This window comes from Ruegeria sp. AD9 (assembly GCF_056542305.1).
Window position 1 is genome coordinate 1 of sequence record NZ_JBQFZP010000017.1, and the last position, 23,398, is coordinate 23,398.

General features: G+C 54.7%; 26 protein-coding genes and 2 pseudogenes. 15 read left to right on the forward strand and 13 right to left on the reverse strand.

From position 1 onward, the window contains the following. Window positions 1–524 precede the first annotated feature (524 nt). Together ACR0AM_RS18285 and ACR0AM_RS18290 are read right to left on the reverse strand one after the other, a co-directional pair. Window positions 525–872, reverse strand: a complete 348-nt coding sequence (locus ACR0AM_RS18285; protein ID WP_480623641.1) for a cupredoxin domain-containing protein — start codon at window positions 870–872, stop codon at window positions 525–527. Continuing rightward, the gene (locus ACR0AM_RS18290) at window positions 872–1,393 is read right to left on the reverse strand and encodes a DUF4142 domain-containing protein (RefSeq protein WP_480623642.1); all 522 of its coding nucleotides are present in this window, start codon (window positions 1,391–1,393) and stop codon (window positions 872–874) included. The genes ACR0AM_RS18285 and ACR0AM_RS18290 overlap by 1 nt, the downstream gene beginning before the upstream one ends. 136 nt (window positions 1,394–1,529) lie before the next feature. On the opposite strand from ACR0AM_RS18290, the gene ACR0AM_RS18295 reads away from it, so the two are divergent. Beyond that, on the forward strand, window positions 1,530–2,483 hold the full coding sequence (locus ACR0AM_RS18295) for an AraC family transcriptional regulator (protein ID WP_480623643.1): 954 nt from the start codon (window positions 1,530–1,532) through the stop codon (window positions 2,481–2,483). A gap of 59 nt (window positions 2,484–2,542) precedes the next feature. Continuing rightward, the gene (locus ACR0AM_RS18300; RefSeq protein WP_480623644.1) at window positions 2,543–2,809 is read left to right on the forward strand and encodes a hypothetical protein; all 267 of its coding nucleotides are present in this window, start codon (window positions 2,543–2,545) and stop codon (window positions 2,807–2,809) included. A gap of 260 nt (window positions 2,810–3,069) precedes the next feature. Here ACR0AM_RS18300 and ACR0AM_RS18305 read toward each other — a convergent pair whose 3' ends face one another. From ACR0AM_RS18305 to gstA, 4 genes are read right to left on the reverse strand one after another with little or no spacing between them, the layout of a single operon-like run. Then, entirely contained in the window at window positions 3,070–4,053 is a 984-nt protein-coding gene (locus ACR0AM_RS18305; RefSeq protein WP_480623645.1) for an NAD(P)H-dependent flavin oxidoreductase, read from the reverse strand. After that, window positions 4,050–4,271: a tautomerase family protein gene (locus tag ACR0AM_RS18310; protein WP_480623646.1), complete on the reverse strand. Its 222-nt coding sequence runs from the start codon at window positions 4,269–4,271 to the stop codon at window positions 4,050–4,052. Before ACR0AM_RS18310 ends, ACR0AM_RS18305 begins: the two co-directional genes overlap by 4 nt. A gap of 4 nt (window positions 4,272–4,275) precedes the next feature. Next, a complete protein-coding gene (locus ACR0AM_RS18315) occupies window positions 4,276–4,656 on the reverse strand; it encodes a nuclear transport factor 2 family protein (protein WP_480623647.1) in 381 nt (126 codons plus the stop codon). Beyond that, window positions 4,653–5,264: a glutathione transferase GstA gene (gene gstA / locus ACR0AM_RS18320; protein ID WP_480623648.1), complete on the reverse strand. Its 612-nt coding sequence runs from the start codon at window positions 5,262–5,264 to the stop codon at window positions 4,653–4,655. The genes ACR0AM_RS18315 and gstA overlap by 4 nt, the downstream gene beginning before the upstream one ends. 124 nt (window positions 5,265–5,388) lie before the next feature. On the opposite strand from gstA, the gene ACR0AM_RS18325 reads away from it, so the two are divergent. Together ACR0AM_RS18325 and ACR0AM_RS18330 are read left to right on the forward strand one after the other, a co-directional pair. Next, on the forward strand, window positions 5,389–5,793 hold the full coding sequence (locus ACR0AM_RS18325; RefSeq protein ID WP_480623649.1) for a winged helix-turn-helix transcriptional regulator: 405 nt from the start codon (window positions 5,389–5,391) through the stop codon (window positions 5,791–5,793). A gap of 94 nt (window positions 5,794–5,887) precedes the next feature. Then, window positions 5,888–6,269 (forward strand): annotated as a pseudogene (locus tag ACR0AM_RS18330) (transposase); the annotation flags it as partial. A 131-nt stretch (window positions 6,270–6,400) separates the two neighbouring features. Here ACR0AM_RS18330 and istB read toward each other — a convergent pair. Further along, a pseudogene (gene istB / locus ACR0AM_RS18335) lies at window positions 6,401–6,970 on the reverse strand (IS21-like element helper ATPase IstB); the annotation flags it as partial. Window positions 6,971–7,324: 354 nt separating this feature from the next. Here istB and ACR0AM_RS18340 point away from each other — a divergent pair. Next, window positions 7,325–7,450 (forward strand): hypothetical protein, encoded by a 126-nt coding sequence (locus tag ACR0AM_RS18340; RefSeq protein ID WP_480623650.1) that lies wholly within the window; start codon window positions 7,325–7,327, stop codon window positions 7,448–7,450. Window positions 7,451–7,837: 387 nt separating this feature from the next. Here ACR0AM_RS18340 and ACR0AM_RS18345 read toward each other — a convergent pair whose 3' ends face one another. From ACR0AM_RS18345 to ACR0AM_RS18355, 3 genes are all read right to left on the reverse strand, one after another. Beyond that, window positions 7,838–8,170, reverse strand: coding sequence for a YegP family protein (locus tag ACR0AM_RS18345; RefSeq protein WP_480623651.1), 333 nt, complete (start codon window positions 8,168–8,170; stop codon window positions 7,838–7,840). Between the two features lie 721 nt (window positions 8,171–8,891). Further along, window positions 8,892–10,001 (reverse strand): ParB/RepB/Spo0J family partition protein, encoded by a 1,110-nt coding sequence (locus ACR0AM_RS18350; RefSeq protein WP_480623652.1) that lies wholly within the window; start codon window positions 9,999–10,001, stop codon window positions 8,892–8,894. Next, window positions 9,998–11,305 carry an AAA family ATPase gene (locus ACR0AM_RS18355; RefSeq protein ID WP_480623653.1) on the reverse strand — a complete coding sequence of 436 codons (1,308 nt, stop codon included), beginning with the start codon at window positions 11,303–11,305 and terminating at the stop codon, window positions 9,998–10,000. The genes ACR0AM_RS18350 and ACR0AM_RS18355 overlap by 4 nt, the downstream gene beginning before the upstream one ends. A 469-nt stretch (window positions 11,306–11,774) precedes the next feature. Here ACR0AM_RS18355 and ACR0AM_RS18360 point away from each other — a divergent pair, with 469 nt between their 5' ends. From ACR0AM_RS18360 to ACR0AM_RS18390, 7 genes are all read left to right on the forward strand, one after another. Continuing rightward, on the forward strand, window positions 11,775–12,458 hold the full coding sequence (locus ACR0AM_RS18360) for a DnaA N-terminal domain-containing protein (protein ID WP_480478067.1): 684 nt from the start codon (window positions 11,775–11,777) through the stop codon (window positions 12,456–12,458). A gap of 122 nt (window positions 12,459–12,580) precedes the next feature. Further along, on the forward strand, window positions 12,581–12,925 hold the full coding sequence (locus ACR0AM_RS18365; RefSeq protein WP_480623654.1) for a hypothetical protein: 345 nt from the start codon (window positions 12,581–12,583) through the stop codon (window positions 12,923–12,925). Next, on the forward strand, window positions 12,926–13,540 hold the full coding sequence (locus ACR0AM_RS18370) for an aminotransferase class I/II-fold pyridoxal phosphate-dependent enzyme (protein ID WP_480623688.1): 615 nt from the start codon (window positions 12,926–12,928) through the stop codon (window positions 13,538–13,540). It begins immediately after the preceding gene. A 445-nt stretch (window positions 13,541–13,985) separates the two neighbouring features. Further along, the gene (locus ACR0AM_RS18375; protein ID WP_480623655.1) at window positions 13,986–15,614 is read left to right on the forward strand and encodes a peptide ABC transporter substrate-binding protein; all 1,629 of its coding nucleotides are present in this window, start codon (window positions 13,986–13,988) and stop codon (window positions 15,612–15,614) included. A gap of 66 nt (window positions 15,615–15,680) precedes the next feature. Next, window positions 15,681–16,604, forward strand: a complete 924-nt coding sequence (oppB, locus tag ACR0AM_RS18380; RefSeq protein WP_480623656.1) for an oligopeptide ABC transporter permease OppB — start codon at window positions 15,681–15,683, stop codon at window positions 16,602–16,604. Between the two features lie 10 nt (window positions 16,605–16,614). Continuing rightward, window positions 16,615–17,544 (forward strand): ABC transporter permease subunit, encoded by a 930-nt coding sequence (locus ACR0AM_RS18385; RefSeq protein WP_480478073.1) that lies wholly within the window; start codon window positions 16,615–16,617, stop codon window positions 17,542–17,544. Window position 17,545: 1 nt separating this feature from the next. After that, complete coding sequence (locus ACR0AM_RS18390) at window positions 17,546–19,351, forward strand: ABC transporter ATP-binding protein (protein ID WP_480623657.1); 1,806 nt, start codon at window positions 17,546–17,548, stop codon at window positions 19,349–19,351. A 92-nt stretch (window positions 19,352–19,443) separates the two neighbouring features. Here ACR0AM_RS18390 and ACR0AM_RS18395 read toward each other — a convergent pair whose 3' ends face one another. The 3 genes from ACR0AM_RS18395 to ACR0AM_RS18405 form a co-directional block, all read right to left on the reverse strand. Continuing rightward, window positions 19,444–20,505 (reverse strand): YeeE/YedE family protein, encoded by a 1,062-nt coding sequence (locus ACR0AM_RS18395; RefSeq protein ID WP_480623658.1) that lies wholly within the window; start codon window positions 20,503–20,505, stop codon window positions 19,444–19,446. A 42-nt stretch (window positions 20,506–20,547) separates the two neighbouring features. Further along, window positions 20,548–20,856 (reverse strand): metalloregulator ArsR/SmtB family transcription factor, encoded by a 309-nt coding sequence (locus tag ACR0AM_RS18400; RefSeq protein WP_480520690.1) that lies wholly within the window; start codon window positions 20,854–20,856, stop codon window positions 20,548–20,550. 100 nt (window positions 20,857–20,956) lie between these two features. After that, window positions 20,957–21,331, reverse strand: a complete 375-nt coding sequence (locus ACR0AM_RS18405) for a hypothetical protein (protein ID WP_480623659.1) — start codon at window positions 21,329–21,331, stop codon at window positions 20,957–20,959. An 80-nt stretch (window positions 21,332–21,411) separates the two neighbouring features. On the opposite strand from ACR0AM_RS18405, the gene ACR0AM_RS18410 reads away from it, so the two are divergent. The 3 genes from ACR0AM_RS18410 to soxX all read left to right on the forward strand — a co-directional run bounded on the left by ACR0AM_RS18410 (window position 21,412) and on the right by soxX (window position 23,353). Next, window positions 21,412–22,152, forward strand: coding sequence for a cytochrome c biogenesis CcdA family protein (locus tag ACR0AM_RS18410; protein WP_480623660.1), 741 nt, complete (start codon window positions 21,412–21,414; stop codon window positions 22,150–22,152). 14 nt (window positions 22,153–22,166) lie between these two features. Then, window positions 22,167–22,745 carry a thioredoxin family protein gene (locus ACR0AM_RS18415; protein WP_480520688.1) on the forward strand — a complete coding sequence of 193 codons (579 nt, stop codon included), beginning with the start codon at window positions 22,167–22,169 and terminating at the stop codon, window positions 22,743–22,745. 131 nt (window positions 22,746–22,876) lie between these two features. Continuing rightward, on the forward strand, window positions 22,877–23,353 hold the full coding sequence (soxX, locus tag ACR0AM_RS18420; RefSeq protein WP_480607028.1) for a sulfur oxidation c-type cytochrome SoxX: 477 nt from the start codon (window positions 22,877–22,879) through the stop codon (window positions 23,351–23,353). Window positions 23,354–23,398: the final 45 nt, after the last annotated feature.

Here is a 23,398-nt window from a genome sequence, read left to right on the forward strand (position 1 = left end):
CGGATCAGACCGCATTCAGCCGGGTGCAAATAAGTTGGCAATGCCATCTGATCTCATTCGCAATTAATGTGAGTTTGAGCCTCCGGATAAACGCAAACAATTCGAGCGAAAATTCACGATGATTGCAAGCCGAACTCAGGATAAGTGCAATCCGCTACAACTATAACAATCGTCGTTACCATGAGAGCTTGGAGAATCTGACACCCGCCGACGTCTATCACGGCCAAGGCGCAAAGATCCTAAAGATGAGAGAAGAGATCAAGAACCAGACAATCCGAAAACGCCGGTTACAGCACCAGGCCGTAGCCGCCTAAACTCAAACGAAACCGAACTAGAGCCTCCGTTGAAAAAACGCCTCAGCTCTCCGGAAGACTCTTACGACGGACAGGTTATTCATTCTAGGCGGCTATCTGGTTTTGTCGCAATTCATTAACCATCTGCCAAGCGGAATGCAGTTATGATAGTCGCTTGCGCAAAATTGACTTAAGCAGGCCGTGACGATCTCAATCAAAGGTGGCAGCCGATTATTCTTTCACTATGATAGTCCCCATCATATGCGGGTGAAACACACAGAAATAGACATAAACCCCGGGCTTGCCGAATATCACGGCTGCCTTTTCGTTCCGCTCTAGCGGCCCGGTGTCCCAGTCTTGCATCTCTTGTTCTGTTGCGGTGTGAGGCGCGATGTCCAGATTGGTCCAGATCACCTCATCACCAACCGAAATCTCAAGTTCTTCTGGCGCGAACTTGAATTTGCGAATGGAAACCTGATGGCTGGTTGCCCCGGCGGACGCACCCCGTGCACCAGCCAGGAGAGAAAGCGGTGCCGCACCCAGTACCGCACCAAACTTTCTGCGTGACAGTGCAGCCATCAGCCGCAATTCAGCCCAGAAACCATCTGTTCGGCATGGCCTTCATGCTGTTTGAATGTGGTAAGAGCGTCTTGCAACAGGTTGGTGAGCGGTTCAACGGTGGTGTTGGGGATGAACTCGTCCTCAACCGTTTTGTTCACGATCTGATGATAGGCGAGCTCATTCTGCGCGTAGGCGCAATCAAAGGCTTCGCCGCGCAGCCCGCTCAGTTCATCGCGTTTCTCGACCGAACCTTTAACCAGTGCCTGGCTAAGCGCGTTGTCCTGGGGCGTCACATTCAATTGCTGGATCAAAGCCCCCGCCGCTTGATTCACGGCCGCATGATCACGGATCATTGTGTTTGCAAAAGCTCGAACGTCGTTATTGTCAGACAAAGCAAGAGCAAGATGCGCATAGCGGATGTCTATCTCACCGGCTGTGTACGCGGTATGTGCGATTTCAAGATCATTCATCTTGTTCTCATCTGCAACAGCAGCATATCCGGCAACGACAAGAGCAGCGGAAAGGAAAGCGGTTTTCATCTGGAATCTCCAAAGTTGATTGAAGCCCTGATATGCGTACAGTTTGCCTTGTCTTTGAATTACCTGTCGTACAGAAGGCATGCCCTATCGTTCGAACATGTAGACAGATATCGTACTCTTGGTAATATCAGCAACCATGCTTGATCTGCTAAGTGATATCCTGACCCGCCTGTCGCTTAAGGGGACACTCTATTTCCGTACCAGCCTTAGCGAGCAGCCCTGGGGGATCCAGGTGCCGGCGTTCCAGAACGTGGCCCGGTTCCATTATGTACATCGCGGTGAGTGCGTGGTGCGCGTCGCAGGTGAAGATCGGGCGCTACGCCTTACCAAGGGCGATCTTATCCTGGTTCCACACGGGGCGGCGCATACGTTGAATTGTCGTGTTTCGGGCCCGGAAGACGCCTTGCCGCTTGATGATGTGCTTGAAAGGTCCGGCTATGATGGTAAGGGCGTTTTGGTGTATGGCGGCAACGATCCCAACATGGAGAACCAGCTGATTTGTGGTCATTTTTCCCTAGCCGAAGGATCAAGGCATCTGTTGTTTGACCGATTGCCGCCAAGCATTGTCATCCGGGATTATGGCACCGAGGCCAGCGATTGGCTGGAAGCGACATTGCGTGTGATAGGGTCCGAGGCAGGGTTCGGCCGTTTTGGAGGTGATTTGATAGCGCTGAAAATGTCAGAGGCGATTTTTGCGCAGGCTATCCGGTGCCATATCGAAGATACCGCCAGAACAGGGGGAAAACTCGCAGGTTTCGCCGATGTTCATCTTACCCGCGCATTGACGGCGTTCCACAATGACCCGACAGCGCAGTGGAGTGTCGATTCTTTGGCCAACAGGGCGGCATTGTCTCGGACAAGTTTCGCAATGCGGTTTTCCGAGAAGCTTGGGATCACACCGATGCAATATGTGACTGCATGGCGTATGCAGATTGCCCGCAGCGCGTTGGTAGAGAAAGGTGTCAGCGTTGCCGAGGCCGCGGATCTGAGTGGGTATTCCTCAGAAGCAGCGTTCAGCCGCGCGTTCAAGAAAGAGATCGGGCAACCACCTGCCAGATTTCGAACCTCTGCGTTACCCACTCAGGTCTGAACGATCTGCAATGTTGCCGGGTATATATTCATTCAAACGACAGTGCTCAAAAGTACCTGTTGCTGAGGAGCACACTTTTCCGTCGCAAAACAACGGAGAAGAAAGTTGCTGCTATTTGCCACCAAAGATATATCCGCCCTTATCGATTCTCCCGTCGCCCCCGCCTTGATGGTGCCTTCTTCTTTCTCGGACTGGGCACTTTCAACCTCCTGACCCTCTATATCTCGCTGGCGTTCGGTCTTGCTGCGATGGTCCTGACCGTGTTCACCGAACACCGTCCGGGTTTGATCTCGATTGCTGCCGTACAAGCTTCATCAAACAGTTGATTTGGTGATGGGGCTGGCCTTTCTCGCAATACCGGTCGTTATTGGATTTTCGGAGCTGGATACGATGTATTACTGACTCAGCGGGGATGCGATTGCTACAGTGATCTCATTGCCCAAGCCGGAATTAACTGCCGAGGCCTCCCCGGTAGTCAAGAGCGCCGGTCAGCCTAGCTGCCCACAACGTTACCGATCAGAAAGGGACAACTCACCAAGGCCTGGCCTTAGATCCCATCTAATCGAGTTTTTTGACCGATAGACAATCAAGCCTTATGCCGAAACAAATGTCTGCCGCCTTCACCTTTAAGAAGGTTGATCGTATCGCGCATGATCTCGTCAATGATCTGTCCTGCAGGTTTCGAGGTTCTTATGATACCCACACCTTCGCCGACAATACCGGGAGCGATTGACGGATTTCCGGATTTCTGAGCATTGTTCCAAAGCCGTCTTTCGACATCCAAGTCGGCGTCTAGCGCGGCTTCTCGACCATGCCATTTATTGACAAAATCATTTCGACGCACCCGGATTGAGTATCGGTCCGGCCAAGAATAACCGCGAATGATGTCGGGAACCGAGGTTCGGACGGTTTCATCCCCTGATGCGCGCAAGATGTCGCTGAGAATCTGCGGATGGATCAGCGCCTCATCTGCAGCAACAAACCGAGTTCCGATCACAACGCCATCTGCGCCAAGCATCAGGGCCGCAGCCAGACCGCGACCATCGCCGATACCACCGGCGGCGCAAAGTACAGCCGAACTGTTCGATGCGTCAATTTTGTCAGCCACTTCGGGCACAAGCGCCATCGTGCCGCGCACCTCGCCGTGGCCACCGGCTTCGGCCCCCTGAGCCACGATGACATCGGCGCCAACCGCAATGGCACGCAGCGCGTCCCGAAGCGTCTGGACTTGGCAGATAAGCGGAACGCCCGTCCGTTTGATCCTGTCGGCAAAGGGTGCAGGATCACCAAAGGACAGAAAGACCGCGGCTGGCCCGCGCTCCAGCACGTAATCGAGCAAAGAGGGCTGCTCTGCCAGCTTCCATGTGATTAGACCGCACCCGATCGGGGTGGTTCCAGCTGCATCAAACTGTTGCGCGACCCAGTCCCGATCGCCGTAACCACCGCCGATCAACCCAAGCCCGCCCGCCTGCGTCACAGCCGAGGCCAACGACCCGCCTGCAACAAAAGCCATTGGAGCTTGAATTATTGGGCGGGACAGGTTCAGGCGCCGGGTCAGGCGTGTTTTCACGTGACCGTCTTTCGGTAATCGACAACCGGCAGGCCGCCAATACCCCAGTTATCCAGATCGACTTCATCGATCACTACGACAGTCGTTGCGGGGTTTTTGCCCAGTACCTCGTGCAACAGTTCGCTCACACCGGCTATCAGCCTCGCTTTCTCGCTCTGGCTTGGACCGACCCCATTGGGGCCGCCTTCGCGGGTCACCTTGATGCTTACATATGGCATAGGCTCAGTCCTTTCGTGGAATATAGGTGAAGACTTTGGTGATAATCCGCCAGTCATTGCCGTAGCGGACAAGGGAAAGGCTATCCAAATAGTCGCGTCCCATCATGGACATACGAGCCGTGACATGGACCAGCCTCGGGCTGCCGAAGGAAATCTGCAGTATCTCTTCATCACGCGGGTCACCGCGCTTGGCAGGTGGTTCGCGTTGATCCACACGGGCCATATAGGCCTCGAGATCCAGATACAGCTCGTCGCCGTCGGTGGCGCAGACATAGGCCAGATTCGGGTGAAACACATTTCTCAGGGCGTTGCTGTCAGCGTGATGAAGGCCCTCGAAATAGGCCTCCATCAATCCGACCACAGCTTTGTGATCGGCTGGTGTCATTGGATAAGCCCTTCGGCGCGCATCGCCGTTTGTGTTGCAGGACGTGCTGCCACCCGCTCGACATAGGCTTTCAGTTTTGGCCAACCAGACAAATCGATATCCGTAAAGTTCGCCCAGTTCGAGACAACGAAGAGATATGCGTCTGCGACCGAAAACTTACCGTCCACAAGATATTCCCGCCCATCGGCCAGTATGTTTTCGACTTGATCGAATTTCGTTTTGACGATGCTGCGTGCCTTAGTTTTTTCGGCGTCGGTGGAATCGTTCTTGAACAGCGGGCTGAAAGATTTGTGCAAATCGGCCGACACGAAACTCAAGTATTCCTGAACCCATGTCCGAGCCATCGTTCCGTTTGAGGGTGCCAGACCAGAAGACGGGTTCTTATCAGCAAGATATTGAAGAATGGCGGATCCTTCCCTGACAATTTCACCGTCGTCCAGCGCAAGCACCGGCACATATCCTCGGGGGTTGATGGATCTAAAATCCGCGCCGGATTCAGTGCGGCCAGCCGCGGTATCAACGGCCTCAGTTTCGAAGGGAATGCCGATTTCGGTCAGCACGATGTGGCTGGCAAGCGAACATGCGCCCGGTTTGTAGTAGAGTTTCATGATGTTCCTTTCTGGGGATCAAGGTTGACACCAGTGACATGGCGAGAGTGATAACCGTTGACAACTAGATTTCACTTGGTTACCCCGTAAAATGAGTAACCGAGCAGAAACCTGGTAACGCCCCATGGTCCTGAAGATGCGGAAAAACCGAAGCCCGGCCCCACCCGAACCCTGTATGCTGACCGAATGCATGGCGGTGATTTCTGGCGCGTGGGCGCCAAATGTGATCTGGTCGCTGCGGGCTGGACCACGTCGCTTTAGCGAGTTGCGTTCGGATATTCCGCCGATTTCTGCCAAGGTACTTTCGGCCCGTTTGTCGGAACTGGCTGCGCGAGGTGTACTGGTCCGCCATGTCCGACGTACGTCGCCCCCCTCGACGGAATACAGCCTGACCGAGCTTGGGGCCGAATTGATCCCGGCCCTTGACGCGATTGTTCAGGTCGGCCACCGACTGAAGGCACGACAAAGTGGTCAACAGGGGGCAGATGAAGTGGTCCCGTCTTCTCGGACAGCTTTGCAGCAAATCTAGGGTCAAGGTTCATTGGTTTTCGTTGTGCCGCGTGCTTCACAGCTCCGAAAACGGAGCGGTGACATGAGTGATTTTCTAACTGACCGACGCGCAAATGGCGCGTCTCGAGCCTTTCTTTCCGAAGTCTCACAAAACACCACGGGTTGACGACAAGCGAGTCTTGAGCGGGATAATATTGGTCAATCGTAGTAGCTGTGTTGGCGAGGCCCACCCACAGCCTACAGACCACACGAGACGCTCTACAGCCGCTGGAAATGCTGGAGCAAGAAAGAAATTTTCGCGCAGATGATGCCGGGTTTGGCCGTCGAGCACGCAAAAGAGCAGACCGTGATGATCGACGCCACCCACCTGAAGGCTCACTGATCGGCGTCTAGTTCGGGCGTCAGTGCGGCGGGCGTGGACGCCTGATTGGCCGAACCAAGGGCGGCATGAACACAAAGCTGCACGCCATCTGCATCAGCCGAGAACGCCCCCTAGATGTCAATCGGCATGGAACTTTGACCCCCTAAAGGCATCCAATATTGACCCCCTGTTGACGTGCGGTTAGCTGGCGCGATGCGGTGTAACCTCCACAAGACGAAGCCGTATCGGGCCCGCGTTTGCTCGGCTATTCTCGGGTTTTGAAGCACCAGCTCTCGTTGCCAGTTTCGACGATGTCGCAATGGTGGGTAAGGCAGTCGAGCAGCGCGGTAGTCATCTTGGCATCGCCGAAGACCGAGGGCCATTCGCCGAAGTCGAGGTTGGTCGTCACGATGATCGATGTGCGCTCGTAGAGGCGGCTGATGAGGTGGAACAATAGCTGACGACCGGTTTGTGCAAAGGGAAGATGGCCAAGCTCGTCGAGGATCAGGAAGTCGAGGCGGCACAGCAGATCCGCCGTGCGCCCCTGTCGATCAGCGCGGGCTTACGCATCGAGTTTATTCACCAGGTCCACAACGTTGAAGAAGCGCCCCCGTCTGCCGCGACGGATGCACGCCCGAGCGATGCTGGCGGCCAGGTGAGACTTACCGGTTCCCGTGCCGCCGATCAGCACGACATTGCGTTGCCGCGCCAGAAACTCCCCGGTCGCCAGATCACGGACCAGCGCCTCGTTGACCGGCGTGCCTTCGAAGCTGAACTCATCGACTTCTTTCGCCAGGGGCAGCTTGGCAATCGTCATCTGGTATTTGATTGTCCTTCCCCCTGCAACTCTCACGGGTGTTTCGTCTCCTGATAGGAGCGACGCTCCGTGCCGAGCTTGGCGTTTATGTCAGTTAAACCACATTGCACTGGTGCGTTATACGATTTTCCGGTGCGATCGCTGATATAGCACGCCGTCAAAAAACGCCATGTTGTTGCAGAGTTAGGACGAAACTTACGTCAAAGCAAAGAACGTGGGTTTACCATTTTCAAACTTTCGACAAGCACGGAAAACCCCTTAACTTCATGCTTTCACAGCGTTGAAAAAGCTGCCGCCGCCAAGTTCTTAAACTGAATATTGTAGGTAAATGGAGTGCCGAGGAAGATCGTCATCAATTAAAGGTGCATAACCATGGCGGGCCTCAAGGCCATCAACAAGATGTTGCAGAGCTTTGGCTGCGTGATCCGGATTGTGAAGCGGACGTATTTGAACAAAGTCGTCGAGTTGGACCACCGTGTCTTTAAGCGGCACTCTTGACCGGCGCCGGGATTCAAAGCCTTCTCTTCAGCAAAGGCAACTTTGGATACGGTCAAAATCGTGAACAGGATCTGCAAAGATCAGTTCATGCCCGGGGCTCAGCTCGCTTCGCCAATTCTCGAAAATGGCTCCTTAACCTACGGGTATGGCGCAATCTCCCAGGACGGCAAAAACTCGTAAAAGACCCCGGCTCAGTCGGGGTATTTTCTGCGACCCTCAAGAATTCGGATACAAGAGCAGGTGCGGATTCCTTGACTGAACTCGCGTAGGTAACGGCAATTCCGGGCAAACGGCCTCGGTGGCGAAGTCGAGTTACCCGAGATGCGTCCACGCATCCCGGCGTCGCAGTTTGCACCTATAGGAGTGGCAGGGCGTTACCGCGCCAAGTTAGGTCAGGTCGTCGACACGTGCGTCCGGTGCGTTCCGCTTGACCGACTCGATCCCGTTATCCCGCCCAGAAGTGCTGGTATAGCTCTCGCTGGTGCCGATGACCTGCCCGTTGCTGGCCTTCAAATTGAACATGTGACCGCCGGACTTGGTTTCCTTGCGTTCATACCGCTCGTCATCCGGTGCGTTCTTCTTGACTGACTCGATCCCGTTCGTGGCACTTGCCTTTTGAACATATCCTTCACTGGCCAGAATGATTTCACCATTCCCGGCTTTCAGACGAAACCGAAATTCCCCGGCCTTGTCTTTGTATATTTCGAACTTCCCGGCCATTTGACGCCTACTCCTCTGTTCTGCATTCGATTTTTTCGAATACAGTCCTATAATTACACAATCGCCTCAAGAAAAAAGATGAGGCGTGTTATCTGCTCAGATCAAGCCCCCCTCCCCTTCTCCTTAGCCTTGCTTCCTAAGATTTTCAGCTGTTACCGTGGTAAAGCTGGCACCCGAAGGTGCCGGTGGTCATTTGGTCAGAACTGATGTCGTGGGACGCATTTAGTTGCCTCAGAACCACGAACAAAGTCCGTTCCGCAGCACTTTGGATAAGCAACTTCTGTTCAGTCCGCTAAGCCAAGGATCTTAGCATATTTTGTAAAAGAACTGTACCTGATACCTATATATAGTGTAATTTACGCCTGAAATATGAACAGCTGCAAACCCTGTTTTGATGCTTGTACTGTGTTTCAAGGGTTGCGTTCTGCTGGTCAGCGGTGAAAGCGCGACGCCTCCGCGCCACCTCTAGTTTCCGACTGGACGGCCGTAAATGCTATAAAACTCCTTTTGCAAAATTTCGATATCTTGGGAAATCTCGAACTCGACTTAAGAACAAGTCTTAACATGTCGGTTGCTTTGTTCGCTTCAGTGCCCGTGACGTCCGGTTCAGCTTGGACAGGCGATGTATCCGACGATGCCAACAAGCCCCCTGCCCCAGCGCGCCAAAAAAGAGGCGCCGGAACTTTTCCGACGCCTTTTCCCGCTTTGCTGGCCCATGATCTTACCCGTGGGTAAGGTCGTCTTCTTCGGGAAGCGCATCGATCAGCGCGGCAATCGCCGCTTCCAGCTTGCTTCGATCAACGCGTGTGAAATCCAGATCATACCGGATCTCGATCCGTCCACTTGAGGCAGCGCATTTTGCGATCCCAGCCCTACCCGAGACCTGAAATGTCGTTTTCGCACGGCGCGGTTTACCTGCGCTAACTGCATCCGACTTGCTTGAAGACGTGGCTTCTGGCTCAGCCAGAAACGACTTGAGAATTGCAACCTCGCGCGCACCATCCCGATCAGGCTCGCTCTTCAGTGCCTCGCTCACTTGGCGAACCAGACCCGGCGTCGCGTCGAACTTGCGCTTTAGCTCAACGCCCACGTTTCGCGGAATGTCGTTCGGGTGGATCAGAACTTTGTCCAGCATCAGCAACAAACTGGCGAAAGACCGGATATAGCTACGCTTAGTATAGCTGGCAGACTTAAACAGCGTGGAAACCGCTTTGTCGACATCCGGACAGTCATTCGCTGGGTCTTCGGAATATGCACGGGCGAGGGCGCCCATTTCCGCAAATGAGATATCCTTTCGGATCAGGTTCTCGTCAACCATGCGCCGGTAACTGTTGTCCAGATCACCCGCGTCAGAAATCCCCGCTGGAATTCTGGCGTAGGTTTCGTCCCCGGTCTCATCGTACAAAGCACGATAGGCGGACAAACGGCGCATACCCTGGATCAATTCATACAGCCCGTCCGACCTGCGTTCCAGACGGATCGGGTTGGACAAGCCGATGTCACGGATCGAATCTTTGAGTTCATCCAGTTCCGGATCAGGACCTGGTTTGCGATCTCGCGTCAGTTTTTCTGTGACAACGTCATTCAGCAACACCCGTTCTGTCACCAAACCTTCGGCTCTCAGCCGAACCAGTTCATGTGCAAGACGGTCGTTTTCGGCGCGGATGGATTGTTCCGTCGATTGCTGATCACGTAAAGCGTCGGCATTTTCCGAAATTGCCGCGGCCATTGGACCGCGTCGTTTTTCAAAAACTTTGTCCGGTACTTTACCAACAGGAATGTCATCCATAGCCGGTAGGTCAATATCGAACATTCTCCGCTTGCGGCTCATACGTCATCCTCCACCTTGTCCCAGGCCGATAACATTACGCCCCGGAATTCCTCATACACATTGTCAAAAGTCGAGCGGGCGCGCCGCCAGGTTTCGCGGGTCATCTCGCGGTAGTCCATTTCGTAAACCGAACTCAGAAAACGTCCCGACTGCTCCACCGCGCGGGTCATTTCTACCGGGTGCTGAGCGACATGTCCGCCAAAGACCTTCTTAAAGGCATCAAACATCGCCAGATGGAGCGCATTGCCCGGTTCATACCGCGTCAACAGAAACCGCAACTCACAGAAGGTTTTGGGCAATCCAATCTTACCCGTGGGTAAGGTCTTGTCGAACCCATAGGCCAGATCTTCCAACGCTTCTGCCAACTGGCCGATGAACGATGTGGTCGAGTCATACTCCCAATATCCGGGCCCAGAAGGGATATAAAGCATGTCAGCGGCAAAGACCGCATTCATAGACTGGTATCCGATTGCGGGCGGACAATCGAACAGAATGAGGTCATAAGCATCATCCGGAATCTGATCCAGATACCGGGAAACCGACGCAAAGAAGGACCATTCGGGATTCAGGTGCCGGTACTGGGCCGACGCAAATTCAACAAAGGCTGCGTTCGCACAGGAAGGTATCGCATCGATCGTCGACCAAGAGGTCTTCTTGATGAAATCACCAATTCGCAGATCACCAAGGCCCATGTCCGTTATCGCGGGCGGCAACTCCCGGCGGGGCAGGGTGGTTCCCGATTCCGCAGCGGCGGGGCGGTTATTCATGCGCTCTGTCTCACGAATGAGGTCGCGCGCCATGATCCCCCAAACCGTGTAGTCTTCGGCCACATCCGTCAGGCCCATCGAATGGCTCAATGTTGCCTGAGGGTCGAAATCCACCACGAGGACCCTATACCCGTCCAGGGCGGCCGCATGGGCGAGGTGCAGCGCCACGGTCGACTTTCCCGCGCCTCCCTTGAAGTTTGCGACAGCCGCACGAATGGCGCGCTTGCCTTCAGGGCGAGGGGGCATCAGGGACTTGCGATTAATCTTGAGCCGTCGCCGCAGCTCATTCACCTCTTCCAGGCTGAACCAGCGCTGACGCCCGTCGGGCTCAACTTCTCCGCCAGGCAGGGAAGGATCGGCTGCAAGCTTTCCGCGAAAGGTCGACTGGTTAACCCGGAAGATCAGTTCGGACACCTCCCAGCTGGAAAACCGGCGGAGCGTTTTCTCCATCTCAGGGCTAAAGGTCTGCTGGCGAATCCAGCCCTGCAATTTGAGGGACTGATTGCGCAATGCGTTCAGGTCTTCGTGCGTGTACATGCCTCAGGTCTCGTAGTTTGGAACGTAAATTTCTGCTCGTTTCCTATTTACGCCTGATTTGCACTTTACGCAAAAGAAATTATGATGAGGGTGCGCTCTTACCCGTGGGTAAGAAAACAAGGCCTTAAACCCTACGAAGCGATTCGGCGGACCCTGTGAATACCAAAAGGCCCGGAAGGCCCCCGGCAACCAGTATATAGGGGGGCATTCTGGCAGGAAATGCTACATATAGGGGGACATAAAGGACCAATAGGGGGACACCCTGAATGGCCCCCATCACCAATACTTCACCAAATTTCTTTTTGTCTTTTGAGATTGATCCGCACAAGATCAGGCGAAGTTCCAGTCTCTTCTTGACAGAATCGAAGCTTTGGACGCTAATTATCCCAAGATGGTGAAAAGCGTTGGCAAACGGCGCGAGATTGGCGGGACACACCCGCCTGAGGCAGACAGAGCGGTGAGAACGGGTATGCAGCTTGCGAAACCGGTCGGGCGAAATGCGCCGGCTTTAAAATACGATATACTGTCTGCACTGACCGTTCATGCGCTGTCAGGCGACAAGCACCGGCAACGAAGTATTCTGCGTATCATTGCGTTGATTACGACCCGATATAACTGGCGTAACAACGAATTATCCATTGGGCGGGAAGAAATTGCGCGCCTGTGGACAGTGAACGAAAGAACAGTAAAGCGCGAAATGTCCAGATTTCGCGCATTAGGTTGGATAACGGTAAAACGGCCTGCTGCGCGGGGTCGTGTTGCTGTGTACGAGATCGACCTGAAACAAATCCTGATAGACACCGAAGAGGTTTGGCCTGTTATCGGAACAGACTTTCAAGCCCGGATGACCGACGTGCCAGAACCTGAAACGAATGTTATTCCTTTCGCGACCAAACCAAATGCCCCGGAAAGCACCGAAGGGGATGTGTGGTCTCAGGTTCAGGCGATTCTTCACGGGCGCGATCCAGAACTATGGGCCAGCTGGTTTCAACATCTGTCCGAAGCAGAAAGGGCAGGGGGGCGTGTTGTTCTTGTCGCGCCGTCACGCTTCATGGCCGACTATATTTCGCAAAAGTGGACAGCGCGACTGTTGGCTGCCTACAGCCGCGTCGATCCGGGCATCAGGACGGTTCGCGTGGACGCTGCCGAATAACTGATTTTTGCTGTGCATCCTGCGGGATCTCCTCGTTCAGTTGACCAGGGAAACAGATACGAATACCCAATCGAAGCCGATCTGCCGGTATCGAACGACCTGGCCCGAGTAAAGGACGCATCATGGTATCCGAGAGTTTTCTTCCCTTTCAAGTCGAGCAGTTCTTGTCTGAAATGGAACATGGTGTGGTTTTCAACTTCTCGGAAAGTGGCGTGCACCCGATGTCGTTGAAGGGGTTGGTGGATCTGGCGGAAATCGATCTGGATCAACTGCTGGCGACCATGATTGACTATCCGCAAGTCAACGGAAAGCAATCCCTGCGCGAAACCATTGCCGGGTTTTATCCGAGCGCGTCGCCCGATGGTGTCATGGTTACGGTCGGAGCAACTGAGGCCAATACTCTGGTGGCAAATACCTTGCTGGCCGCCGGGGACAACGTTGTGTGTTTTCGTCCGACATATGAATAGATTTCGGGGAATGTCGCCAATCGTGTCAGTGCCTGGATTGTCGTCGATGAGGTCTACGCCGGAACTGAGCGGGAAGGGGACATTGAAACACCGTCATTCTGGGGCAGCACAGATCGGGTGCTGGTGGTGAACTCCATGTCAAAGGCCTATGGCTTGCCGGGCTTTTGGCTGGGTTGGCTGGTTGGTCCCGAAGACATCATTAAAAAGTGCTGGCGGCGGCATGAATATGCTTCGATTGCGGCGTCGATGCTGTCTATGGAATTGGCGGATAAGGCACTTGCTGAACCGGCACGGTCCAAACTGAAAGCCCGTGGGCGGCGTCTGATCCGAACCGGGTTCGATGTGCTGACACAGGAACTGGCGCGACACCAAGGTGTGTTTTCTGTTGTACCGCCTCAGGCCTCAGCCATGTCTTTTGTCCGGTTCAACCTTCCCATCGCGTCGGAAGAGCTGAGTTTGCGCCTGTTGCGCGAGAAAGATGTGCTTGTCATTCCCGGCTCACGGTTCGGGGTCGAAAGCCAATTTCGGTTCAGCTCTGCCCTGCCGGAAGATCACTTGCGAGAGGGGCTGGCAAGGCTTAACGATCTGACCGGTGATATTCTAAACCAAGCGTAACAGGTTACGGATTGCAGGATTGTTAAAACGTCGCCACTGATTCGCGCCGTTTTGGTTTGTCGGAGACCGGGATGCGGTTGCCATTCGGGCACGAGGGATCGTTCGGAATCCGCGTGGCTTCACGAAAATGTCACGAAGACCGAGCCGATCCTCAGAAAATTGCCAGCAACAGGTCGTTGGGGATATTTCTGCTTATGGTTGCTTGAAATTTCATCAAGGCTTTATCCCGGAGCCAAAAGATGTCACGGTTTGCGGCAGCGAAAGACAACTTTCGCAACTTCTTTACCGACAGAAACCAAGAAAGCTGCGACGCAGTGTTCCTTGCGAATTGGCAAAACCAAAATCGAAATGAACGAAGTCTCAGCGGGCGTCGGTCTAATCCGGCTGCTGCGTGCGACCCCGATCAAGTGGGGCCGCGCGGCGACGAACTTATGGGAGAGAAATCATGAACAGATACATTCGGAACTCAGTGGCGGGGCTTTTGTCGTCGACCATGATCACAGGTGCCGCGTTTGCCGCTGGCACGCATCCTGAAACCGGCGAAGCGCTGGCGGACGATCAGACCTTTACCTACCGTATTCTGGACGAGCACAGCTCGGTCGATCCGCAGGTTGTCGAAGACGTTTCCGGTGCTGAAATTGTGCGTGACCTGTTTGAAGGGCTGATGAACCAGGATGAGGATGGCAATCTGGTTCCGGGCGTTGCCACAGGTTACACCGTGGATGACAGCAAGAAAGTCTATACATTCACACTGCGCGACAATGCGAAATGGTCGAATGGCGACCCGGTAACCGCCGGAGATTTCGTTTTTGCATGGAAACGCGCGGTTGATCCGGCACTGTCCTCTCCTTACGCGTGGTTCATGGAGCTGATGTCGATCGAAAACGCATCGGCAATCATCGCAGGCGAAAAGCCGGTTGATGACTTAGGCGTTAAAGCCATCGATGACACAACCTTGGAAGTCACACTGAGCGCGCCGCTGCCGTATTTCCCGCAGATGACGACGCATTCGACAACCTTCCCGGCACCTCAGAAGGTGATCGCGGAATTTGGTGATGAATGGACCAAACCGGGAAACATCGTGTCGAATGGCGCGTATGTTCTGACCGAGCACTTGCCGCAGGAACGTTCGGTCCGTGAGCGCAACGAGATGTACTGGGACAATGACAACACCATCATCGACAAGGTTGTGGCACTGGTCATCAATGATGAAAACGTAGCCCTGACCCGCTATCTGGCCGGTGAACTGGACCGGACCGAAGTTCCTGCCGGTCAATTCCCGCGTCTGCAAGAAGAGCATCCGGGCGAGGCAATCAGCTTCCCGCGCCTGTGCAACTATTACTACACGTTTAACGTGTCTGACAGCGGCCCTGAAGAATTCAAGGATCCCAAAGTTCGTCAGGCTCTGTCGCTAGCCGTTGACCGGGACATCATCACCAAGAACATCAAGGCCGGTGGCGAGCCGCCCGCGTATACATTCGTGCCAGAAGCAACCGCAGGCTTTACGGTTCCGGTCGTTGAAATGGCGTCAATGAGCCAGGCCGAGCGCGATGAGCTGGCCAAGGAACTGTTGGCCGAGGCCGGCTTTGGTGCGGATAACCCTTTGACCTTCTCGATGGTTTACAACACTTCGGAAGCCCACAAGAAAGTTGCTGTCGCGCTGAGTCAGATGTGGAAGCAAAAACTGGGCGCCAATGTTGAACTGGCCAACATGGAATGGAAAGTCTTCCTGGAAGAGCGGGGCAACCAGAACTTTGATCTGGCCCGCGGCGCGTGGTGTGGCGACTATAACGAAGCCTCAACCTTCCTTGACCTGTTGCAGTCGGATTCGGGCTACAACGACGGCAAGTATAACAATGCCCGTGTGGACGAGTTGTTGGCCGAAGCCAAAACTTCGGACGATCCGGCACCGCTGTACACCGAGGTCGAGCGTATTATCGCTCAGGAAACCCCCGTTATCCCGATCTATCACTATGCTGGTGTCTACATGATGGACAGCGATGTCGGAAACTGGCCGGTCAAAAACGTAGAGCAAAACTGGTATTCCAAGAACCTCTACAAAATCGCCGAGTAATCATCTTCTGACCATGACCTGCCCCGAAGTTTTCTTCGGGGCAGCGCCATCTATTGGGGGCATTGAATGCTTGCCTATGTCATTCGGCGGGTCCTGACCGCCATACCGACGATCCTGCTGCTGATCGTCGCCTGTTTCTTTTTGATGCACTTTGCGCCCGGTGGGCCCTTTACCTCGGAACGGACGTTGCCGCCGCAGGTTTTGGCCAATATCGAGGCGCGGTATGGTCTGGACCAGCCGTTGTGGAAGCAACTCTGGGACTATCTGTACAATATCGTTGTGCATTTCGATTTTGGACCGTCCTTCAAGTTCAAGGACCGCGATGTGAACGACATCATCGCGCAGGGCTTTCCGATCTCGCTGACCTATGGGTCGCTGTCCTTTCTGGTCGCTACGGTGGTGGGCATCGGACTGGGGATTGCCGCCGCAATCCGGCACAACAGCTGGATCGACTACTTTGCGGTTGGGCTGGGGATTGCAGCGCAGGCGCTGCCCAACTTCATCATGGGTCCGATCCTGATCCTGACCTTCACCCTGTGGCTGGGATGGTTGCCCGGCGGTGGGTGGAATGGTGGTCAATGGCCCTATCTGATCATGCCGGTTATCGCCCTTGCGACATCTTACATGGGATCGATTGCACGGATCACCCGGTCTTCAATGCTGGAGGTTCTGAATTCGAACTTTATCAGAACCGCCCGTGCCAAGGGCCTGCCGACAAGAACCGTGATCTGGCGCCATGCGATGAAGCCGACCTTGCTGCCGGTCGTATCTTATCTGGGGCCGGTGTTTGTGTATGTGCTGACCGGATCCGTCTTTGTTGACATCTACTTCTCGACCGGTGGTCTGGGGCAGGCTTATGTCGGCTCGGCCTTGTCACGCGACTATGCCGTGCTGCTTGGGGTTACGATCCTCTATGGCGTTCTGACCGTTCTGGTAAACCTGCTGACCGATCTGGCCTATGCCTGGTTCGATCCGAAGATCCGCTATTGAGGGGCTGGATATGCTAGGAAAATCACAAAAAGCCGCGCATCTGGCCGAAGAAATCACCGATTATACAGCCGTTCAGGGGCGTTCGCTCTGGCAGGACGCGCGCATGCGCTTTGTACGAAACAAAGCAGCAATGGCCAGTGTGTTCATTTTGCTGCTTATCGTGTTGTTCACAATCCTTGGCCCGTATTTTGCGGTCTGGAGCAATGAAGAAATCGACTGGAATGTCATGGGCGATGTCCGGGGCATGGGAATGCCGTCGATGGAAACGGGTCACTATTTCGGTGTCGATGATCTGGGGCGCGATCTGTACAGCCGCGTCATTCAGGCTACTACGACGTCCCTGCTTGTGGGGTTGATCGGGGCGGCGACCGCTCTGATCGTTGGTACGTGTTATGGCATTACTGCCGGTTACTTTGGGGGTCGGACGGATGGCGCCATGATGCGTTTTGTCGACATCCTTCTGGCTATCCCGACAACTCTGATCATCATCCTTCTGCTGGTTGTTGCCGGGCGATCCTTCTTCACGCTTTTCATCGCACTAGGCGCGGTTGGATGGCTGACCATGTCACGTATCGTTCGCGGGCAGACGCTTGCCCTGAAGAACCGCGAATTCATCGAGGCTGCTCGCGCCGCAGGCGTCAGTGAATTCACGATCATGTATCGCCATATTTTGCCCAATCTGCTGGGTGTCGTGATCGTCTATGCCTCACTTCTGGTGCCCGAAATGATCCTGACCGAAAGCTTCATCTCATTCCTGGGACTGGGGATCTCCGAACCCTACACGTCGCTGGGAAGGCTGATCGCAGAAGGGGCGGGAACCATGGGCTATGGAACGCTGTGGCAATTGATGTTCCCACTGACATTCTATGTCGCCATTATCATCACGATGTTCTTCATCGGCGATGGTCTGCGTGACGCTTTGGACCCGAAGGACCGCTGATATGAGTCTGTTTTCCGTAAAGAACCTGAGCGTCCGGTTTGACACCCCCGATGGTGTCGTCGAGGCGGTCAAGGATATCAGTTTTGATATCAATCCGGGCGAATGCCTTGGTATCGTTGGTGAAAGTGGATCCGGCAAAAGCCAGACTTTCATGGCCGCTATGGGTTTGTTGCCCTCTGCCGGACACGCCAGCGGGTCAGCCAAGCTGAACGGTCAGGAGGTTTTGAACCTGCCGGTGAACAAGCTGAACCAGATCCGCGGCGATGATGTCGGCATGATCTTTCAGGATCCTCTGACCGCTTTGACGCCACACCTGAAGATTGGGCAGCAGATGCGCGAAGTGCTGCAGGTCCACGAGGGCCTGAAGGGGTCAGCCGCGCGCGCGCGCTGTCTGGAGTGGTTGGACAGGGTGCGCATTCCCGAAGCGGGCCGCCGTCTGGACCAGTTCCCGCACGAATTATCCGGTGGAATGCGACAGCGTGTGATGATTGCGATGTCGATGCTGTGCAGTCCCAAACTGCTTATTGCGGACGAGCCGACGACGGCGCTGGATGTTACGGTTCAGGCAGACATCCTTGATCTGATGGTTCATCTGCAAAAGGATGAAGGCACCGCAATTGCACTGATCACGCATGACATGGGCGTCGTTGCGCGCATGTGCGACCGGGTTCAGGTCATGCGGATGGGTGAATTCGTCGAAGCCGGTGAAACACGCGCGCTGTTCCGAAATCCGCAACATGAATACACGCGGGCCCTGCTGGAGGCGATGCCCCGGATTGATTCCGGCGACGCACCGCGCGCTTTGGAAAAGGCCGAAGAACCCCTTCTCAAGGTCGATGATGTCAAGGTTCATTTCCCTATTCATGTCTCTGGCAGGTTGTTCGGGCGCAAGGTTCCGCTGAAAGCTGTCGACGGTGTCAGCTTTGATATTCGCAAGAGCGAAACTCTGGGTGTCGTGGGCGAATCCGGTTGTGGAAAATCGACGCTGGCGCGCGCGGTCTTGCAACTGATCGAACCCAGCGCGGGCGGCGTCAGCTGGTTGGGCCATCCGATCGTCGGCTTGAAGCGATCCGAGCTGAACAAATACCGCAAGGACCTGCAGATCGTGTTCCAAGACCCGTTGGCCAGTCTTGATCCACGCATGACCATTTCAGCGTCGATTGCTGAGCCGCTGAAAACCTACCGCCCCGATCTGACGGACCGGGAACGCAAACAGATGGTCGCCGAGATGATGGAGCGGGTTGGTCTACAGGCTAACATGATCAACCGTTACCCGCACGAGCTGTCCGGAGGGCAGAACCAGCGCGTCGGCATTGCACGGGCGATGATCAACAAGCCCAGGCTGATTATCTGTGACGAAGCGGTTTCAGCGCTCGACGTTTCCATTCAGGCACAGATTGTCGAGCTGCTAAAGGAACTTCAGCAGGAATTTGGCCTGTCGATGATATTCATCAGCCATGACTTGTCGGTTGTGCGTGCAGTATCGAACCGGATCATGGTTCTGTATCTTGGTCGGATTGTGGAAATGGGTGATGGAGAGGTGATCTGCTCGGAGCCGATCCATCCTTATACTCAATCACTGATCTCGGCCGTGCCGATACCGGACCCGGATGTAGAGCGGACGCGGCAGCGCCTAAAACTGCCGGGTGAGCTGCCATCGCCGCTGGATCCCAAAGCCGCGTTGCGGTTTTTGCCCAGCCGACTGGTCAACGGTCACAGTGATTATGTTCCAAAGCTGCAAGAAGTCGCACCAGACCATTTTGTAGCGGAACACGACACGCTGGATTCCATCATGGCCAATGGCTGATCGAAAGGTCTGTTGCAGGTTTTCGATGCTTGGTGCGTGCACCGAAAACCTGCGCAGGGACTGTTCGAAGAAACCGCAGCGTGTGGTGGGGCTTAACGTTCGGGAATGAAAGACAATCCTGACACAAGCTGTCGCAGGCCAAGAGCTGCTCCGGCAAAGATCGCCGCAAAGGTTATGGGCGCGCTATAGGCCAGCAGAGAAAAAGCGGAGATGCCTTGCCCGACACTGCATCCAACCGCAATTATTGCCCCGGGCCCCATTATCGCCGCCCCCAACATCTGCCGCTTAAGCTCACGTGGATCTTCGCAGGCTTCCCATCGGAAATGACCTTTTGACCATGACCCCAGGAAAGCACCAATCAGAACCCCTGAAACCGAACCGACCGCAAACGAGAGCGTGTTGCCTGAGGCGGTCATGAGATAGAACACGGTATCACCCAAAGGCGAGGCAAACGTGTGTGTCTGCAAGGTCTCACCGTCAAACCCGTGTGTGGCTACCCAATTGGTGCCAAGCCAGCCTGAAACGACTGCCAATCCGACCGCCGCACCCCAAAAAACCTGCGCAGGTGATTTACGAAAACGATCATTTGTCAGGGCAAACACTACTATGGCAGAGCCGACAAGCGTTCCTGTAACCCATGCAGGTATCGACGTCAGCCGTTCGGCAAGGAAGCTGACGCTTTGTGGATTACCGAGATCCATGGCTTCGGGAAAAAGCCAGATCCTGACATAGGCCAGAGGGCCGGACATGACCACATATGCGGAAAGGCCCACGATCAGGACAATGACGAATGACCGAAGGTCACCGCCGCCAAGGCGCGCGAGCGCGCCATAGCCACAGTTTCCGCTGATGGCCATGCCATATCCGAACATCAATCCGCCAATGACCGATCCGATCGGATTCCACGTCTGCGCAATATAGGTCGTGCTGAGTGGATCAATCCACCCTAACGCCATGCCCAAATGGCTGCCGACGATCGCAACACCAATCGCGACGGCCCACATACGCAGGCGCCGGTCGTCATTTGCATAAAGATAATCTTCAATCGCACCCAAGGTGCAGAACCGCCCAATGCGCGCGGCAAGCCCAAGTACAATGCCGCCGACCAGACCGACCAGCGCAACTGTATTGGCGTCTCCCAGAAGTTCGAACATGGCCAGTCTCCTCCCAAAGCTGGCGGTGTTTCTCTCGGGCTTCTACTTGTCCCGACAGAAAAGATTGTAGACGACTTCCAGAATCTGAGTCGACCGGTCGTCCGCCAATCTGTAGTAGATCGTTTTGCCTTCGCGTCGTGTCTTGACCAGCCCTTCAAAGCGCAGGCGGGACAACTGTTGGGAAACAGCGGCCTGTCTGGCCGACAGCATTTCCTCCATCTGCGTGACGGATTTCTCGCCAGATGACAAATAACACAGAATCATCAGCCGCCCCTCATGGCTGATCGCCTTGAGGAAATTGGACGCCGTCTGGGCGTTATCCATCATCCTGTCCAAGTCCTCGTTGTACATGTCCTTGGTGAACACGGGCAGTTTCGACTGTTTGTCCAACAAGATCCTCTCGCTTTCGTGGCTTCACGTATTCAAAACAGTATATGTAAATCCTGGGGATTTAACCAGAGCTCTCGATCATTACTCCGGCGTCACGTAGTAAAACACCCAATAGCCCCCAGAAAAAGTCTTCGCCAGGATAACCCTCGATCCGGCCGATTTCTTGACCGTCCTCCAGCAAAACAAAGGTCGGCGTATAGAAAAGGGGCCGATCCAGGGTAATCCCTTCGGGCGTGGTTGCGTGGATGTCCGTTCGTTGCAATGGGGCAACTTTTCCTTCCGCTGTCAGCGGGTAGATTTCGGAAATTTCGGCGTCCCAGCGGGCGCACCACATACACCCGTCTTCTTCGGCCATCAGCAACACCATTTCGGCCCGCGATGCAGCAGGCCAGATCAGCAATGTGATGACGACCAATGTTTGAATTACGTGACGCATCAAAAGCTCCGATTGACCGAGGTGCTATATCTTTATTATTTTGAATGTATGAATAATAGCCTGTCAGGACGGATTTGACCATGCTCGACATCACGTTTGCAGGGGCTCTGATTGCGGGGCTTTTGTCTTTCCTGTCCCCCTGCATTCTGCCCATAGTCCCGTTCTACCTCAGCTATCTGGCGGGCGTCGGGATGGAGCAGATTTCGGCCGGTTCGACGATCACCCCGGATGTTCGCCGCCGGGCGACCCTGTCAGCGATAGCTTTTGCCGCTGGGATCATAACGGTCTTCATGGCGCTTGGGGCCACGGCGTCGATCTTCGGTCAGATGGTACGCGCGTATTTCGACATTCTGCGATGGATCGCTGCGCTCATCATCATCGCGATGGGCCTGCATTTTCTGGGTCTTTTCCGCATCGGCTTCCTGTATCGACAGTTTCGCGCAGACATCGGTGAGACGACAAATGTAAGCGTGATCGGGGCATATGTTCTGGGGCTGGCTTTTGCGTTTGGCTGGACGCCTTGCGTCGGGCCGGTTCTGGCGGCGATCCTGTTCACGGCGGCCGGAACCGAGACCGCCTGGCGCGGTGCCGCGCTTTTGTTTGTCTATGGGGTTGGCATGACGGCGCCGTTTGTTCTCGCAGCCTTTCTGGTTCGGCCCTTCATGCAATGGATGGCGCGCTTCCGGAAACATCTGGGAATCATTGAAAAGGCGATGGGTGTCTTGCTGATTCTTTTTGGCATCCTGATCGCGACCAATACCATAAATCTAATCGCACAATGGATGCTGGATCACATGCCTTGGCTGGCGGCCATCGGCTAATTCGGGAGGACACCATGACACGGGTAATACTGTTCTTGATTACAGGGCTGTTTGCAGGGGCGGTTTCCGCAGCTGAACTGGGGGATGACGGTCTGCATAAAACGCCGTGGATGCGAGACACGTTCAAAGACCTTCGTGAAGACCTTGAAGAGGCGAGGGGGGAAGGTAAGCGGCTGGTTCTGTTCATTGAACAACAGGGCTGCATCTACTGCAAAAAAATGCATGAAGAGGTTTTCCCCCAACCCGACCTGTCTTCGTATATCGAAGAAAACTTCTTTGTCGTTCAGCTGGACTTACACGGAAGCACCTTGGCCACCGATTTTGACGGAGAAGAAGCCGAGCAAAGATCACTGATGCGCAAATGGGGGATTCTGTTCACCCCTACATTGGTTTTCTTACCGGAGGACGTATCAGAGGATGCCACAGCAATCGAAGCGGCCGTTGCGGTCATGCCCGGGGCGTTCTCGAAGGGAACGACCCTCGATCTTTTTACCTGGGTCAATGAAAAACGGTACGAGCTTGATAATGGGGAAGATTTTCAACGGTATCATGCGCGCCGCATTCAAGAGCGAAACAATGTTTCGCAAGATTGATGCGGCGCAATATAAATAAAAAAATTCATTAAGATGAATTTAATGTTGCGATGAACCCTGCCCGTCGACTACGGTACACAGAGGCTTTGGGTCGCAAAGCGCCATCGGCGCGGTAGCAAATGGGAGGGATCATGAAGCTGAGACACTTGACTTTGGCTTGTATCATAACAGGCAGTGCCGCCATCGCGGCAGAAACAGGACCAAAAGACGTACAGTTCGACGATTATGGTGCGATCGAGGCTTCATTGACCGGCGTCGACGGCGATGCGGCAAACGGTGCGATCATCGTGGGCGAGAAATCCAAGGGCAACTGTGTGGCCTGTCATCAGGTCACGGCCTTGGCGGATATTCCGTTCCATGGCGAAGTCGGTCCGCTGCTGGATGGGGCCGGGGATCGGTGGTCCGAAGCGGAGCTTCGAGGATTGGTTGCAAATGCCAAGATGACGTTTGACGGAACGGTCATGCCCGCCTTCTACAAGGATGACGGATATATCCGCCCGGGCGACGCCTATACGGGCAAAGCCCCGTCAGGGCCTTTGACGTCAATCCTGACTGCACAGGAAATCGAGGACGTCGTCGCGTTCCTCGCAACCCTTAAAGAACAATAATCACGCTTTCAGGCGTGAATTCGTGAGGATCCAAAGGAGATTGAA